The organism is Denitrobaculum tricleocarpae, assembly GCF_007004665.1.
GTDB classification, from domain to species: domain Bacteria; phylum Pseudomonadota; class Alphaproteobacteria; order Kiloniellales; family Kiloniellaceae; genus Denitrobaculum; species Denitrobaculum tricleocarpae.
Map to the genome: position 1 here is coordinate 113838 of NZ_ML660052.1, position 16882 is coordinate 130719.

The window sequence follows — 16882 nt, forward strand, 5'->3', positions numbered from 1 at the left end:
GTCCGCGCCGTCTGGGTGACCCGCGAGCTGAAACTCGGTTATGATCCCGGCCTCTCGTCCGAGTCGTCTGTCAGACACTTCATCAGTGACCTTCAAATACCGGGAAAGCCTTATGATACCCCTTATCGGATACTGCGACCGCCTGTCTGGCCGGCCTGGCGACAAGATCGAGTTCAAGGTCAGTTCCACCGAGACGGAGCCATATAAAGCGTGGCTTGTCCGGAGTGTGTCGGCGGATCCCAACCCCGCCGGACCGGGAATTATTGAGGAAGAGATTGCCGTGGATTTTGCGGGTGCCTATCCCTCGCGGATCCAGCCCTTTTTTCCAGGGTCTTACGCGCGTATTACACCCCGGCGTGCCGCGCCTGCCATCCGGAGCTTTACCGTGGCGGCCAATATCTGGCCGACTCTTCCTGGCAACGGCAGGGAGCAGGCGGTGTTTTCCTGGAACAGCGCCCGATCCGAGGATGGCTTCGTCCTGATGCTCGATGCCGACGGGCGCCCCTCGGTCCGGATTGGGGATGCCCGGGGTCATGCCGTGACGGCCTCTACGGACCGGGCGGTGAAGAACCGCGCCTGGGTCAGAATCTGGGCCAGCTTCGATGCGGATGAAAAGAGACTTGAGGTTGGTGTCGCACCACTGGAAAACGCCGCGCGCCCCGCAGAACGCAGTGCCTTGACTGTTGCGGGCTTCGAACCTGCGGCACCAGACAGCGATCTTCTGATTGCTGCCATGGCAGGCGGCGCACGGAGCGATGCTGTAACAGGCTGTTTCAACGGCAAGATTGAAGCTCCTGTCCTGTTTGGCCGTGCAGTGACGCCCGAGGAGATGGCGGGTCTTGGTGGCGGCCCGGCGGAGGGCGTGCTGGCACAGTGGGATTTCGCGCGCGGAACCACGGGAACCGGGATCGAGGACATCGGCCCATCGGGTCTGCATGGGGAACTCGTCAATCTGCCCGCGCGGGCTATGACCGGATCCAACTGGACGGCGCGTGAGATGTGCTGGCGTCACGCGCCTGCGGAATACGGCGCGATTCACTTTCATGACGACGATATCTATGACTTCGGCTGGGAAACGGATTTTACCTTCGAGATTCCCGAGACTCTCAAACCGGGCATCTACGCGGCACGGCTGAGCTGCAACGGCCAGGAAGATGCCATCCCCTTTTTCGTGCTGCCGCCAAAAGGCCGCCGCCAGGCGGATCTCTGTGTTCTGGTCTCGACCTTCACTTACTCGGTCTACGGCAATCACGCCCGTCCGGATTTTGAAGCGAGCTGGAAAGACCGCTTTGCGACCTGGAACGCCTATCCCTGGAATCCTGCAGAGCATTTGGAGTATGGACTCTCCACCTACAACTTCCACAGTGACGGCAGCGGGATCTGTCACGCCTCTCACCGGCGTCCCCTCATGAACCTGCGGCCCGGCTATGTCACTTACGGTTATGGCGAAAGCTCAGGTTTGCGACACTTTCAGGCCGATAGTCACCTGATCGCCTGGTTGGAAGCCAAGGGCCTCGACTACGACATCGTGACCGATCAGGAGCTGCATGACGAGGGAGTCTCGGCCATCGACGGCTATGCCGCCGTCACCACCGGCAGCCACCCGGAGTATCACACCCGCGAGACCTTGGACGCGCTTACGGACTACCGGGACCAGGGCGGCAAGCTGCTCTATCTCGGCGGCAACGGATTTTACTGGCGGGTTGCACTGCATGAAAGCGAACCAGGTGCCATTGAGATCCGCCGGGCAGAAGGTGGAATTCGGGCCTGGGCTGCGGAGCCCGGCGAGTATTTCAATGCTTTTGACGGTGCCTACGGGGGACTTTGGCGCCGAAGCGGACGACCGCCTCAAAAGATTGCCGGTGTCGGCTTCTCCGCCCAGGGGCAATTTGAGGGGTCCTACTACCGGCGCAATAGGAAGAACCCGCCGCCAAGCGCCGCCTGGGTCTTTGAGGGGATCGAGGATGAAATCCTCGGGGACTTCGGCCTGTCCGGAGGCGGTGCGGCGGGTTTCGAGCTCGACCGTGCCGACGTCCGTCTCGGCTCACCTGAAAACATCGAGATTCTGGCCAGCTCGGAGGGCCACAGCGACGCTTTTGTCCTGGTTCCCGAAGAGCAACTGACGCACATCACCAATTGGCCCGGAGAGCCGGTCGAGCATCTCTTGCGGGCCGACATGACCTATTTCGAGTTGCCGGGGGGTGGCGCGGTTTTCTCGACCGGGTCCATCACCTTTTGCGGGAGCCTGCCCCACAACAACTTCGAAAACAATATCTCCAGATTGCTCGAGAACGTCATTCGGCACTTCCTGAAAAAGGCTTGAAGAAGCTTTCTATCCGATTGGCCCTGCCGGTTCTCCAGAAATGGCTCTTGGGCAGGGCCACTTTACGGCTGTAGCTTGCTCATTCTTAAGCCGCGAGGAAGCCTGAGTCATGAGCAGCCAAGAGACCGTTACGACCAAGCCGTCCATTTGCCCCCTGGATTGTCCGGACACCTGTAGCCTGTCGGTCGAGACCGACGGTCATAGGGTGCTCAAGGTGCGGGGCTCCGAAGCAAATCCTTACACGGCCGGTGTTATCTGCAAGAAAGTCTCGAGTTCCTACCCGGATTTTGTTCATGGCGAACGCAGATTGACGACACCGCTGCGTCGGACCGGCCCGCGCGGTAGCGGCGAATACTGCCCGGTCTCCTGGGAAGAGGCGCTTGATCTGGTCTATGAGCGCGTTGTGCCGGTGATCGGCACTGACGGTCCGCAAGCTGTCGTGCCTTTGAATTATGCCGGACCGCACGGCCAGATCGCCGGCGGTTCCATGGACCGGCGTTTCTTCCATAAACTGGGCGCCAGCCTTGTCGATCGCGGCCCGCTTTGCGGCGGCGTGCGCGGAGCGGCTTACACCAGTGTCTTTGGGGCAGCGCCAGGAATGCCACCGGAGCAGGCGCGTCATGCGGACCTCATCGTCGTGGTCGGCAACAATGTGACGGTGTCCAATCTGCACTTTGCGCGCGCGATCAAGGCAGCCCGCCAGGAGAACGGCGCCCTGTCGATCGTCATTGATCCAAAGCGGACGAAAATCGCGGCACAGGCCGATCTTTTCCTCCAGATCAAGCCCGGGACCGACGTGGTCCTGTTCCTCGCGCTGACTGCCGAGCTTGAGCGGCGCGGCGCCTTCGATCAAGCCTTCATCGATCAATGGGTCGAGGGCGTTGACGCCTACATGGAGGAGGCGCGAAAGATCAGTCTGGCCGAGGCCTGCGATGTTTGCGGTCTCTCGATGGCCGAGGTCGAGCGTTTCATCGAGCTCTATACCGCAGCTGGTAGGGTTGCACTATCGGTCGGCAATGGACCGGAGCGAGGACACAGCGGTGGTTCGTCGATCCGGTCCGCCATGGCACTGCAAGCCCTGACCGGCCAGTTCGGCCGCCTGGGGGCGGGCGTTTTCGCTAAGCCGGGATTCGCGTTTCCCGCGACACCGGCGAAGCTGCAGCGGCCCGATCTTGTGCCGGAGGGGACGCGGACGCTCAACATCGTGGATATTCCGCGGCATCTCCTGACGGACGATATCGACCCGCCGATACGCGCCGTGTTCCTCTATAATCACAATGCGGTTTGCACCCATCCCGATCAGAACCGCCTGCGGACGGCGCTCAGCCGCGAGGAGATTTTCATTGTCGGCTGTGATGTCGAGATGAATGACAGCATGGCCTTCGCCGATGTGATCCTGCCTGCGGCCACACACTTTGAATACGACGATATCTATTCGGCCTATGGACAGGCCTACCTGCAGCGGGCCGAAGCTGTGATTCCGCCGGTCGGTCAGGCCCTGCCGAACAGTGAGATCTTCCGGCGCCTGGCTGCACGCTTCGGCTTTGACGACCCGATGTTCAAGGCAAGTGACGCGGAGTTGATGGACGACGCCTTCGATCCCGCGGATCCGCGGCTGGCGGGGCAACGGCCCAGCCAACTGCCACTCGATGGCGCCCTTGCCATGACCAGCAACGGCGGCGACGAGCTCATCATGTGCGAGAGCGTTGTGCCCGCGACGGCAAGCGGTAAGATCGAGCTCTTCTCTCAAGATCTTGAGACGCAGTTTGGCTACGGCGTGCCCAGATACGAGGCTGTACCGGCGACCTATCCTCTGGCCCTGATCTCGCCGTCTTCCTCCAAGCGCACAAATGCCACCTTCGGCGGTCAAGCCGAATCCCGGGGACCCGAGCGCCTGGAAATCCATGAGCTTGACGCCGCGGCACGCGGGATCGAACAGGGCGACAGAGTGACGATCTGGAACGATCTTGGCAAAGTCACGCTCATCGCCGAGATCAGTGATGACGTCCAGCCCGGCGTGCTCTATTCGGCGAAGGGAACCTGGCTGAGCACGAGCGAAACCGGCCAAACGGTCAACGCCCTGATTTCGGCGGACCTCAAAACCGATATCATGGACGGCGCCTGCTACAACGATACCTACGTCGAGGTGGCTGCATGCAGTGCTTGACCTCTTGCCGGCTCAAAAGGACGTCCGGGCGTAAAGACATACGCTAGGTTGAGGACTCCTATTCCTTGATGGTCTTGATCGTGTTTTGCCTGGTTTTAGGCAGGAGAGGTCTCGAAAGCGGGCCCGTAGGCCCGGTGAGAGGGCTCGACGCCCCTAGAACCAGGCAAAACACGACCCCAAAGGGGCGGCAAGATTATGAGTTCTGGGAACCACGTTCTGGGCAGCGTCGTGTCGTCAGTCCAATTCTGGCTAAGCACGATGCTACAGCATCGCTCCATTCCTAACTCCTTGCCAGAAAATATAATTTTGTCGTCAAGACCGTCAAAGAATAGGAGTTCCCAACCTAGTTCTCCACAGCAAGGCTCACCGCGTTGGTCAAGGCGCTGTGAATCTTCGCGCGGATGTTCTCTTTTTGCATGGCGCTGCGCGAGAGCAGTCCGATGGTGCGGTATGTCGGCGGCGCGCCGAATTCCAGAGTGCGCAGTCTAGGTGAGAAGGGAATCCGCATGCCGGTGTCGGGAATGATCGAAGCACCGAAGCCGGCGGCAACCATCATGCAGATCGACTCAATGGATTCGATCTCGGCCCGTGTGTCCATCGATATGCCCATTTCCTCCAGGCGATTCTCGATGAGCGGTGCCGCCCAGGCGCCCCGGTTAAAGCGGATGTAGGGGTGTGTGCCGAAGACGTCGCGAACGTCTTTTTCTGTAGAATCGGGCGGTGCGACGACAACGATTTTCTGACGTGTCACCGGTTGCCAGTCCAGATCGACCTGCAGGTTTGCGGGTTCGCTGATCAGGGCGGCGTCGATCTCGCTTTTGCGGACCTGCTCGGCCAGAGCGCCCGACAAACCCGAGATCACGTTCAGGGTCAGGCGTGGTTCGCGCTCGGTGAGAAGCATAACCGCGCGCGGGAGAATATTCGTCAGAGTTGTAGGTACAGCCCCCAGGCGGAAAACGCCGGAGTAGGGTTGGGTTTCCGCCAAGGCATCCTGAATACCATCGTAATGGCGCAGAATTTCACGCGCTTTCGCTAAAACGATCTGTCCGGACGCAGTCAGGTGCAGGGGACGGTGGCTGCGGTCAAAGAGCGCTGTCCCGAGTGTTTTTTCCAGAGCATTGACTTGCATGCTTACCGCAGATTGTGTGAGATGAAGAGCATCCGCCGCAGCGCTGAAGGAGCCGTGCTGACTGGCGGCAACCAAGGCTTTGAACTGTTTGATGGACACTTTTGATTCTCACTACAACACCAAAAAACCTGATGATAATGGAACAAAAATCCGCTTTGTAGAAGAAAAATTGCTGCTATCCTGAGGGCGTTTTTGGGCGAACTAAATCGATGAGTTGTATTTTGAATTAACAAAAAAGAAACGAAATCAGGTTGAGCCTTACCTGAGAAACAAATGGGGAGATAAACGTGATCAATAAAACAACGGCCTGTGGCCTTGCCATTGGTGCATTACTTTTTTCCGCTGCGTCTCATGGTCTTTCGGCCTCGGAATTATCTGAAAAACCGGCTGGGTTTGGGCTTCGGCCTTTGACCATGATCGTGCCCTTTGGTGCCGGCGGAGGCTCCGATCAACTGGCCCGTTCCATGGCGAAAGCCATGGAGGAAGTGGCCGGTCTGAATTTTCAGGTGGTGAATAAGCCCGGCGGCGGTGGAACGGCGGCGATTCCTGATTTTATGCTCTCGCCCGCCGATGGCTACACGGTGATGGAGCACATCGACAACGCCATTTCCGCCTACGCGAAAGGCGATATCCGTGAAAACCCGGCTGAAGACTGGACGCCGCTCTGCATGACGCAGATTACCTTCAGTCAGATCTATATCCGCGGTGACGAGGATCGTTTCACCGACTGGAAGTCTTTCATGGAGTTTGTAAAAGCCAACCCCGGTCAAGCCTCGATGGCCAACCTGGGCAAGGTCGGTTCGATGGAACTGGTCGTCATGTCGCAATTGCAGAATGCCTTGGGTGTGAAGGTCAAACAGATCGCTTTCGATAAACCGGCTGAGCGCTATGGCGCCTTGATCGGTGGGCATGTTGACGTATTGTTCGAGCAGCCCGGCGACGTACGCAGTTTCCTGGACTCCGGCCAGATGAAGCCGATTCTGACCTTTCTGGATGAACGTCCCGAGGTCTTCGCCGATACGCCAACTCATAAAGAAGTCGGAGCGGACTTCGAAGCCTTGACCCGCTTCCGCGGATTCTACGTGAAGCGCGACGTGCCGAAGGACCGCACGGAGTTCCTGGCCGCGGCCTGTAAAGCGGGCTTCGAGACGGAAGGGTTCCAGGCTTTCAACGAAAAGAAGTTCATGAACCTGATCAACAGCTATCGCGATACTGAAGGATCCGTAAAGCTGATCAATGACGCCGTGCAGACCTATCGTGCCGTCTACAAGGAACTGGGGATCGGAAAGTAACTCTCGCCGCTGCCGCTTAGTTGCGGCGAAGACAAGAACCAAGTCGCCTTTCGCCGGGAAATGTCATGCCGGGAAGTTAGCTTAAGGCTTCTCCTGGCGGAGGGAGACTTGTGTGGCCTCTACTACCTCATGGCTGACTCATGTTCACGTTCTCTGAACAGCCAGTCTTTCCCCGACAAGCGATACAGAGATGAGGGAAGTTGTGTCCTCTTCCGATCACAGACCTGATGGTCAGACCCTGACCGTTTCGATCAGCCCGCTTTTTTCAACCCCTGTGCTGGAGTGGTTGTTTTGGCTGGTGCTTGCCGGGATGGTATACGCGCTGACCGATAACTTTGATGAGCCGATTGCCGAATACCAGTTTGGGGCGTCGGGTTGGCCGCGTGTTCTCTGTGCAGCCCTGGCATTTGGTGCGACCGCACAATTGCTCTACAAACTCACCCGCCGACGCGCTGAGCGAGAAAAACCGGCTGATCCGTCTTCCGGTCAGGAGAGCAAACCGGCGCATTCAGGTTTAACGCTGGGTGCAAAGCTCCAACGCGCCGGGGTTTTTCTGGTGCCCTTCCTCTATCTCTACGTGATGCCGGAAATCGGCTTCTATGTCGCGACGCCCTTCTTCATTCTCGCCATCCTGCTGCTGTTGGAGGTGCGCAGCATTAAAGCGCTGATCAGCGTGACTGCCGTCGTCCACGGGCTCGTGCTGCTGATCTTCACGCGCTTTTTCTATGTCGCTCTGCCAGTTGGACGTGTCGAGGGTTTTTACGACCTCAACAACTGGATAATCGCGTTTGTCCGGACCGGAATGTGAGTGGGTGTCATGATTGAGTTTTTGAATGGCACCCTCACACTCTTCGGCGACCCGACAGCGGTCATGATTTTTGGTTTCGGCTTGATCGGCGGCATGCTGTTCGGCGCGATACCGGGCGTGAATATGCTCACCCTTGGCGCGGTTCTGCTGCCCTTTACCATCAACATGGACCCTAATCATGCTGTGATGCTGTTCTCCGTCATCTATTGCGCGGGTGTTTTCGGCGGCGCCATCACGGCGATTCTTTTCAACATTCCCGGTGCGCCCGAGAATGCGCCCACCTGCTTCGACGGCTACCCCATGACTGTTCAGGGCAAGTCGGGCAAAGCCATCGGCGCGGCTGTCTCCTGCTCCGCAATCGGCGGTGTCGCGTCGGCCATTATCATGATGGCGGCGACACCCTTGATCGCAGGCTGGGCAGTGCGCGCCTTCGGGCCGCAGGAGATTTTTGCCCTGATCTTTTTCGGTCTGGCGGTGTCCGCTTCGGTCGGGGCGGAAACCCTCTGGAAGGGCTGGCTCTCGGTGTTTGCGGGTTTGCTGATCGCGACTATTGGCACCGATCCTGTGGGCGGCGTGCCGCGCTTTAACGGCGGCTCTGTCATGGGCTTTGAATTTTCCTCCTACTACCTCTCGGCCGGCATTCACTTCATTCCTATGATCCTGGGCTTCTTCGCCGTATCGGAAGTCTTCGTCCAGGCCATGAGCATTGCCGAGGGAAAACGCAAGCGTCCGAAGGCAAGCCTGGAATTCCCGTCCCTCGTCGAATTCTGGTCGGTCCGCTTTACCATGCTGCGCTCCATGTTCCTGGGTTTCTTCGCCGGGATCCTTCCCGGCATCGGCGCGACACTGGCGGCCTTTCTCGGATACAGCCAGGCGGTCCGCTGGTCGAAAACGCCGGAGCGTTTCGGCAAGGGCGAACTGGCGGGCGTGGTCGCCTCCGAGACCGCGAACAATTCGGCGACCGGCGCAGCCATGATCCCGCTGCTGGCGCTCGGTCTTCCCGGCGGTGCGCTGACCGCGATGATCATGGGTATATTCCAGATTCACGGCATGGAGCCCGGGCCGCTTATTTTCATCAACTCCTCCGATCTGGTCTGGGTGACCTTTGCGGCCATGTTCTGGGCCAATCTCTTCATCGTTTTTCTCGGCTGGCTGCAGACCAAGACGGTCGTGCACATTCTGAACGTGCCGTTCCGTTGGCTGGCACCGGGCATCCTGCTGCTCGCCACCATCGGTGCGTTTGCGCTGCGTAATCTGACGATCGATGTCTGGGTGATGTTCCTGGCCGGCGCGATCGGGTTCTTCCTGCGCCGCACCGGATATTCGGCGGCCGGGATCGTACTCGGACTGATCCTCGGCAAGCTCGGGGAATCCGCCTTCGCCAAGTCCATGCAGCTGATGGATTACGACGTCTTCGGTTTCTTCTCACGCCCGATCGCGGCGGTTCTCCTGATCGCCGCTGTGCTCACGGTCGCCAGCAGCATCTGGAACGAGATTCGCGGACGTGAACTGCAAAAGGCGCTCATCGACTGAGCCTTATGAAAGAAATGCGCAGGCAACAGAGACCAATGCCCTGCGAGACACTATTGCAAGACAAGGAAGGAACAATCATGTCTGCCAAGGTAACAGCGCTTGAACCCGCAGCCGGATCTGCGGAGCTGGCGGTCGCGGACCTGATGCGGCGGGCCCACGCCGCCATGGACGCTTACGAGAACCATGATCAGGGCCGCGTTGACGAGGCCGTGACGGCTCTTGCATGGTCGATCTATAAGCCGGAAAACGCAAAACTGCTGGCGGAACTCGCGGTCGAGGACACCGGCCTTGGCAACGTTGACTCCAAGATCATCAAAAACACCCGGAAAACCTTCGGCGCGCTGCGCGACCTGCTGCGGGCAAAAACGGTCGGTGTCATCGAGGAAGACCCGGCGAAGGGCATGGTGAAGTACGGCAAGCCGGTCGGCGTGGTGGGCGCTGTCTGCCCTTCGACCAATCCCGCAGCGACGCCGGTGAACAAAGCCATGATGGCACTCAAGGGCGGCAACGCAGTCGTCATTGCACCGTCGCCCGCGGGTTACGGCACGACTGCGAGAACCGTCGAACTGATGCGCGCCGAATTGAAGAAGTGCAATCATCCGGAGGATCTGGTTCAGATCCTGCCCGCACCTGTGACCAAGGAGATGACCCAGGCCCTGATCAACAGCTGCGACCTTGCGGTGGTGACCGGGTCTCAGAACAACGTCAAGCGGGCCATGACCTCCGGCACGGTGGCCATCGGTGTCGGCGCGGGCAATGTGCCGGTAATCATCGACGACACTGCCGATCTGGATGACGCGGCGGAAAAAATCACCGCCTCGAAGATTTTCGACAATGCTACCTCTTGCTCGTCGGAGAACTCGGTGGTCATTCTCGATGCCGTGTACGACCAGGCACTGGACGCCTTGAAACGCGCCGGCGGTCATCTCTGCGATGCCGGCGAGAAATCCAAGGTCCTGGACGGCCTCTGGCAGAATGGCCATCTGAACCGGCATGTGATTGCCAAGGACATGAACGTCTTTGCGGAGGTGATTGGTCTGTCCGCCGCGGCAGCGACGGCCAAGTTCGCCATGGTGGAAGATGACCGGCCAGGCCCTGACCGGCCGCTCTCCGACGAAAAGCTTGCGTTGGTCCTGACGGTTTATCGCGCGCGCGATTTTGCCGATGCCAAACGGATCACGAACGCCATTCTCGAGGTAAAGGGCAAGGGACACTCCGTCGGGATTCATACAGCGAATCCCACGCATGCCCGCGAACTTGCCGAAGAAACAGACGTGGTTCGGGTGCTGGTCAATCAGGCCCATACCTTCGGCAATGGCGGCAGCTTCAACAACACGCTGCCGTTCACGCTCTCCATGGGCGGCGGAACCTGGGCGGGCAACAGCATCAGCGAGAACCTGAACTACCGCCATTTTATCAACATCACCCATCTGGTCACGACGATCGCCGAAGACAAACCCTCCGAAGAAGCTCTGTTCGGCGGCTACTGGTCGAAGTACGGCAAGTGATCTCTTGTTGGAGGGACGGGTTTCATGAATTTTGAAGAATACCGGGCAAAGCCGCTGCTCGCAAAGAGCGGCATTGCGGTTCCGGAAAGTGCGCTGGTCCGGGATGCCGACGCGGCGCGGGCAGCGGCCGAGAAAATCGGAAGATGCGTGGTCAAGGCCCAGGTGCCGACCGGCAAACGCGGCAAGGCGGGTGGCATCAAGCTGGCCGCGACGCCCGAGGAAGCGAAATTCCATGCCCAGGCGATCCTGGGTATGGAGATTGACGGCTACCGGGTCGAGAAGCTCTTGGTCGAGGCCCAGGTTCCAATTTCCCGGGAACTCTATGCGGCGGTTCTGAACGACGCAGGTTCCAGGAATCCGATGATCCTCTTTTCTATGATGGGCGGCATGGATGTGGAGGAGGTCGCAGAAACCGACCCGGAGGCCATGCGGAAGATCCCCGTCGATATCAGGAGAGGATTCGATCTCGCAATGGCACGGCATGCGCTTGAGGGCTGTGGCCTTGCGGAGATGGAAGGCGCGGTCGCGGAGGTGCTCGTCCAGCTGTATCAGGCTTATCGCGGCTACGATGCGGAACTGCTGGAAATCAACCCGCTGGTACTGACGAACGACAAGCGGGTGATCGCCCTGGACTGCAAGTTGACGATCGACGATTCCGCCGCTCCGCGCCAGGCCGAGCTTGCGGAGCAGGCGGCGCCGGAGCTTATGACGGCGCTGGAGGCCAAAGCCCAGCAGGCCGGCCTGAAATACATCGCGCTTGGTGGTTCCGTCGGGGTACTCGCGAACGGCGCCGGCCTGACCATGACATCCATGGATGCCATCACGCATTACGGCGGTCAGCCGGCGAACTTTCTCGAGATCGGTGGCGAGGCTTACACCAAGGCGAAGATCGCCCTCTCGATCTTGCTGGAAAACCAGGAAATCAGGAGCCTTCTGGTCAATTTCTGCGGCGCCTTCGCGCGCACGGATGTGATGACGGAGGGGTTGGTGTCGGCCTGGAAGGAACTGGCACCCGACATCCCGATCTTTTTCACCATTCACGGGACCGGTGAGGAAGAAGCCGTAAAAATCGTGCGCGCGGAGCTGGGACTGGAGCCCTTCGATCTTATGGATGACGCGGTCAAAGCCGCGGTCGCGGCAGCAGCGGAGGCGGCGTGATGATCGTCAGGAGAGAACACAAAGTCCTGGTCCAGGGGATTACCGGCAAGCAGGGCACCTTCTGGACCAAAGCCATGCAGGATTATGGCACTTCGGTTGTTGCCGGTGTGAATCCCCGGAAGGCGGGGACCGAGCATCTCGGTGTTCCCGTTTACGCCTGTGCTGTGGATGCCGCGCGGGATAGCCGGATCGATGTCTCGGTGATGTTCATCCCGCCGATGGCCGCGAAGGCCGCCGCGATCGACGCCTGTGAGGCCGGAGTGAAGCTGCTGGTCTGCCTGACCGAGCATATTCCGGCCCACGATGTCATGGAGATGCATGCAGCTGCGGCGGCCAACGGCGTGCGGATCGTCGGCCCCAATACCGCGGGGTTGGTGACGCCGGGCGAGTGTTTCGTCGGTATCATGCCGGCCTTCAATGCAAATGTGTTCCGGCCCGGGGAGATCGGCGTCATCTCCCGCTCGGGAAGCCTCGGTACCCTGGTCAGTTTAAACCTTACCCAGAGCGGTTTCGGTCAATCGGCGTTTTACGGCGTCGGCGGCGATCCCATGATCGGCACGACCTCCCGGGATGCCCTCGAGATTCTCGACGCCGATGCTGGCACAAAGGCGGTGGTTCTTTGCGGCGAGATCGGCGGATCGGCCGAGGAGAGTGCAGCGGAGTATGCGGCCGGGATGTCCAAGCCCGTCGTCGCCTTTATCGCCGGGCGGGCGTCACCACCGGGCAAGAAAATGGGGCACGCCGGGGCCATTGTCTCCGGCAGTTCCGGCGGATATGACGCAAAGCGCGCCGCGCTCGAAGCAGCCGGAGTTGCGGTTGCCGACGTCCCCAGCCAGATCCCGGTTTTGCTGAAAGAGAGTCTGGACTCAAAAGCTGCCTGATCAGAGGGATAAAAGCCTGTTCGATCATACCTGAACTGGGGTAAAACCTCCCTGTTAGAGGCAGCTTTGCGAGTGGTGATGATGCATGTCTGAGAACAAGAGAGCACCAATACCGGGATCGCGGCCGCGACCCGGAAAATGGGATCAAAACAGCGCGCGCCAGCAGTTGGTTGATTGTGTGGTTGAAAAATGCTCCTAAAGAGAGCTTTTTTCATGAAATTGCGCATTTTTGGTAATTTTTGTCTCATTTATGGTGGTTTTTGTCGGCAAACTGCCCTATTCGTTTATCCAAGCCGTTCCGCTTAATGGGGGAAACTCCGGATACCTTCAGGTGTTGCCGGTGCCTTTTCTCACCATCAGGATGCCTTGAAGTCTGTTTCGCCCAGGGCATGAGAAGAATGGGCACTAATGGCAGGTGGAAACCCTTGCCTTACTGAGGGAGAGGAATTCGCATGAGCCTGTTTGAACGTGCCCCGCTTGACCCGTCTCCAAAGGTCTCGGATGAGGTCCGCAAGACGACCTGTTACATGTGCGCCTGCCGCTGCGGCATCAATGTGCATCTGCGGGACAACAAGGTCCGCTACATCGAGGGCAACCGGGATCACCCGGTCAACCGCGGCGTTCTTTGCGCCAAGGGTTCCGCCGGGATCATGCAGCATTACTCGCCGGCGCGCCTGAAGAAACCTCTGAAACGGGTTGGTCCGCGCGGCAAGGGCGAATTCAAAGAGATCGAGTGGGAAGAAGCGCTGGAAACGGCCACGTCCTGGCTCGGGGATATTCGCGAAAACGATCCGAAACGCCTGGCATTTTTCACCGGCCGGGACCAAAGCCAGTCGCTGACCGGTTTCTGGGCCCAGGCCTATGGGACGCCGAACTATGCGGCCCACGGCGGTTTTTGCTCCGTCAACATGGCGGCGGCCGGAATCTACACCATGGGCGGCGCCTTCTGGGAGTTTGGCCAGCCGGACTGGGAGCGCTCGAAGATGTTTATGATTTTCGGGGTTGCCGAAGATCATGACTCCAACCCGATCAAACTGGGCCTGAGCCGCCTCAAGGAGCGTGGCGCCAAGATCGTCGGTGTAAACCCGGTGCGCACGGGCTACAACGCGATCGCAGATGAATGGGTAGCCATTACGCCGGGCACCGACGGCCTTTTCATTCTTTCGCTCATTCACGAACTTCTGCGCGCCGGCAAGGTCGATCTCGACTACCTGGTCCGCTACACCAATGCCCCCTGGCTGGTGATCAAGGACCCCGGGACCAAGGATCATGGCCTCTTCGCCCGGGGCGACGACGGTGAGGTTCTGATCTGGGACCGGGCCAAGAAAGCCTGCGTCTCCAACAAGACCCCGGGTGCGAAGCCGGCCTTCAAAGGCGAGGTAACCCTGCCCGATGGCCGCACCGCGGTTCCCGCTTTCGAACTTCTGGCCGCGAAGTATTTGGATGCAGCCTATGCACCTGAAGCCGTCAGCGCGCAGACCGGTGTTTCCGCGGCGCAGATCAAGCGTTTGGCCGCTGAGTTGGCGCACACGGCTTTCGAGGAAGAGATCGTCATCGATCAGCCCTGGACCGATATGAAGGGCGAACGCCACGAAAAGATGATCGGCCGTCCCGTCTCTTTTCACGCCATGCGTGGAATTTCGGCCCACTCGAACGGTTTCCAGACCTGCCGGGCCCTGCATCTTCTGCAGATTCTGCTGGGTTCGATCGAGTGTCCCGGCGGCTTCCGTTTCAAGCCGCCTTATCCGAAGCCCATGGAGGCCCATCCGAAGCCTCACGCGGAATACGCCGCGAACAGCCCGTTGCCCGGGCCGCACCTGGGCTACCCGCGCGGGCCCGAGGATCTGGCGCTGAACGGTGACGGATCGGCAAAGCGCATCGACAAGGCTTTCTCCTGGGATGCGCCCATGTCCGTCCACGGCATGATGCACATGGTGATCTCGAACGCCTACGCCGGCGATCCCTATCCGGTTGACGTGCTCTTCATGTACATGGCCAACATGTCCTGGAATTCCTCGATGAATTCGCGCGGTGTCATGGAGATGCTGGAAGCGAAAGATGAGGACGGCGAGTACGTAATTCCCAAGATCATCTACTCGGACGCCTATTCCTCCGAGATGGTGGCCTACGCAGATCTGGTTCTGCCGGATACGACCTATCTGGAGCGGCACGACTGTATCTCGCTGCTCGACCGGCCGATCTGCGAGCCGGATGCTGCCGCGGATTCAATTCGTTGGCCTGTCGTGGAGCCGGACCGCGATGTGCGCGGCTTCCAGTCAGTGATGATCGATCTCGGCGCGCGCCTTGGTTTGCCGGGTTTCGTCAAGGAAGACGGCTCGGCCAAGTACAGTGATTACGCCGATTATATGGTCAATCACGAGCGCAAACCCGGCATTGGCCCTCTGTCGGGCTGGCGCGGCGAAAACGCCGACCAGAAAGGCCGCGGCGCGCCGAACCCGGATCAGCTCGAACGCTACATCGAAAACGGTGGCTTCTGGATCGAACACATCCCGGAAGAGGCGCAGTTCTTCAAGCACGCCAACGCGGCCTATCAGGACTTTGCCGTGGGCATGGGTTTCTACGATGCTCCGCAGCCCGTCACCTTTCAGCTCTACCTGGAACCGCTGCGGAAGTTCCAACTGACCGCGGAGGGACTGGCCGAGCAGGCGCCGCCGGAACACCTCAAAGGGCGCATTCGCGATTGCTTCGATCCTTTGCCGATCTGGTACGCGCCCTTCGAAGGGACGCAGATCGACGAGAAGGAGTTCCCCCTTCACGCCATCACGCAGCGTCCCGCGGCTATGTATCACTCCTGGGGGTCGCAGAACGCATGGCTGCGGCAGATTCACGGCACCAATCCGATGTATGTGCCCGGTGATGTTTGCGACGCTCAAGGTCTCGAAGACGGCGATTGGGCCTGGGTGATTTCCCAGCATGGTCGCATCAAGGTTCCCGTGATGCGCATGGAGGCGGTGAACTCCAAAACGCTGTGGACCTGGAACGCGATCGGTAAGCGCGGTGGCGCCTGGGGCCTGTCCGAGGATGCGCCGGAAGCCAAGAAGGGCTTTCTGCTGAACCACCTGATTCACGAACTACTCCCGGGCAACGGTGATGGGTTGCGCTGGTCGAATTCCGATCCCATCACGGGCCAGGCGGCCTGGTACGACCTGCGGGTGCGCGTGGAAAAGGCCGAGGCCGGCGACGAATTGAGCGAGCCGCGTTTCGATGCTCAGAAAGGACCTGCGAAGGCCGGACCTTCCGAACTGCGCTATGGGAAGGAGTGGACGAAATGACGTCTTTGCCAACACATACCGATAAGTCGCTCGGCCTTGTTATCGATCTGGATATCTGCGTCGGTTGCCATGCCTGCGTGGTGAACTGCAAGGAATGGAACACCGGCGGCTACGGTGCGCCGCTTTCCGACCAGAATCCCTATGGTGCCGACCCGGTCGGATCATGGCTGAACCGGATCCATACCTTCGAGGTCGAGGCAAGTGACGGTTCCGGCTGTTCCAGTTCGGAGGCACAAATCCTCTCGAACGGCAAAGATGCGCGGGTTGTCCACTTTCCAAAATCCTGCCTTCACTGCGACGATGCCCCCTGCGTGACGGTTTGCCCGACCGGTGCCAGCTACAAGCGCAGCGAGGACGGTATCGTTCTGGTGAACGAGGACTGGTGTATCGGCTGCGGTCTCTGCGCCTGGTCCTGTCCTTATGGTGCGCGCGAGATGGATGCCGCGGAAGGGGTCATGAAAAAGTGCACCCTTTGTGTCGACCGGATCTACAACGAGAATATTCCGGAAGAAGACCGGGAGCCGGCCTGCGTTCGAACCTGCCCGGCCAATGCCCGCCACTTTGGCGATCTCAGCGACTCCAATTCCGATGTTTCGGTGATGGTGGCCGAGCGCGGCGGTATGGACCTGATGCCGGAGCAGGGCACCAAGCCCGTCAATAAATACCTTCCGCCACGGCCCAAGAGCAGACCCGTCCAGAGCGCGCCGAGCGATTTGGTTGCGCTGGCCGAGCCCGAAGCCAAGGGCTTCCTGGGCTGGCTCGATTCCGCTCTAGAGAAGATGGGATAAGA

At 59.6% G+C, this 16882-nt stretch carries 11 protein-coding genes; 10 read left to right on the top strand and 1 reads right to left on the bottom strand.

What is annotated here, in order from left to right; all coding sequences use genetic code 11:
• The first annotated feature begins 112 nt into the window (after nucleotides 1-112).
• Together FKG95_RS00545 and FKG95_RS00550 are read left to right on the top strand one after the other, a co-directional pair.
• Nucleotides 113-2323 carry a N,N-dimethylformamidase beta subunit family domain-containing protein gene (locus FKG95_RS00545; RefSeq protein ID WP_142894077.1) on the top strand — a complete coding sequence of 737 codons (2211 nt, stop codon included), beginning with the start codon at nucleotides 113-115 and terminating at the stop codon, nucleotides 2321-2323.
• 109 nt (nucleotides 2324-2432) lie between these two features.
• The gene (locus FKG95_RS00550) at nucleotides 2433-4490 is read left to right on the top strand and encodes a molybdopterin-containing oxidoreductase family protein (RefSeq protein ID WP_142894079.1); all 2058 of its coding nucleotides are present in this window, start codon (nucleotides 2433-2435) and stop codon (nucleotides 4488-4490) included.
• A gap of 343 nt (nucleotides 4491-4833) precedes the next feature.
• On the opposite strand, the gene FKG95_RS00555 is transcribed toward FKG95_RS00550, so the two are convergent.
• On the bottom strand, nucleotides 4834-5718 hold the full coding sequence (locus FKG95_RS00555; RefSeq protein WP_142894081.1) for a LysR family transcriptional regulator: 885 nt from the start codon (nucleotides 5716-5718) through the stop codon (nucleotides 4834-4836).
• 188 nt (nucleotides 5719-5906) lie between these two features.
• On the opposite strand from FKG95_RS00555, the gene FKG95_RS00560 reads away from it, so the two are divergent.
• The 8 genes from FKG95_RS00560 to FKG95_RS00595 all read left to right on the top strand — a co-directional run bounded on the left by FKG95_RS00560 (nucleotide 5907) and on the right by FKG95_RS00595 (nucleotide 16880).
• On the top strand, nucleotides 5907-6911 hold the full coding sequence (locus tag FKG95_RS00560) for a tripartite tricarboxylate transporter substrate binding protein (RefSeq protein WP_218940026.1): 1005 nt from the start codon (nucleotides 5907-5909) through the stop codon (nucleotides 6909-6911).
• A 202-nt stretch (nucleotides 6912-7113) separates the two neighbouring features.
• Nucleotides 7114-7719, top strand: coding sequence for a tripartite tricarboxylate transporter TctB family protein (locus tag FKG95_RS00565; RefSeq protein WP_179953864.1), 606 nt, complete (start codon nucleotides 7114-7116; stop codon nucleotides 7717-7719).
• A gap of 9 nt (nucleotides 7720-7728) precedes the next feature.
• On the top strand, nucleotides 7729-9252 hold the full coding sequence (locus tag FKG95_RS00570) for a tripartite tricarboxylate transporter permease (RefSeq protein ID WP_142894085.1): 1524 nt from the start codon (nucleotides 7729-7731) through the stop codon (nucleotides 9250-9252).
• Nucleotides 9253-9329: 77 nt separating this feature from the next.
• Nucleotides 9330-10760, top strand: coding sequence for an acylating sulfoacetaldehyde dehydrogenase (gene sauS, locus FKG95_RS00575; protein ID WP_142894087.1), 1431 nt, complete (start codon nucleotides 9330-9332; stop codon nucleotides 10758-10760).
• 24 nt (nucleotides 10761-10784) lie between these two features.
• A complete protein-coding gene (locus FKG95_RS00580; RefSeq protein ID WP_142894089.1) occupies nucleotides 10785-11918 on the top strand; it encodes a succinate--CoA ligase subunit beta in 1134 nt (377 codons plus the stop codon).
• The gene (gene sucD / locus FKG95_RS00585; protein ID WP_142894091.1) at nucleotides 11918-12799 is read left to right on the top strand and encodes a succinate--CoA ligase subunit alpha; all 882 of its coding nucleotides are present in this window, start codon (nucleotides 11918-11920) and stop codon (nucleotides 12797-12799) included. Before FKG95_RS00580 ends, sucD begins: the two co-directional genes overlap by 1 nt.
• A 452-nt stretch (nucleotides 12800-13251) precedes the next feature.
• Complete coding sequence (locus FKG95_RS00590; protein ID WP_142894093.1) at nucleotides 13252-16092, top strand: molybdopterin oxidoreductase family protein; 2841 nt, start codon at nucleotides 13252-13254, stop codon at nucleotides 16090-16092.
• Nucleotides 16089-16880 carry a 4Fe-4S dicluster domain-containing protein gene (locus FKG95_RS00595; RefSeq protein ID WP_142894095.1) on the top strand — a complete coding sequence of 264 codons (792 nt, stop codon included), beginning with the start codon at nucleotides 16089-16091 and terminating at the stop codon, nucleotides 16878-16880. Before FKG95_RS00590 ends, FKG95_RS00595 begins: the two co-directional genes overlap by 4 nt.
• The last annotated feature ends 2 nt before the right edge of the window (nucleotides 16881-16882 follow it).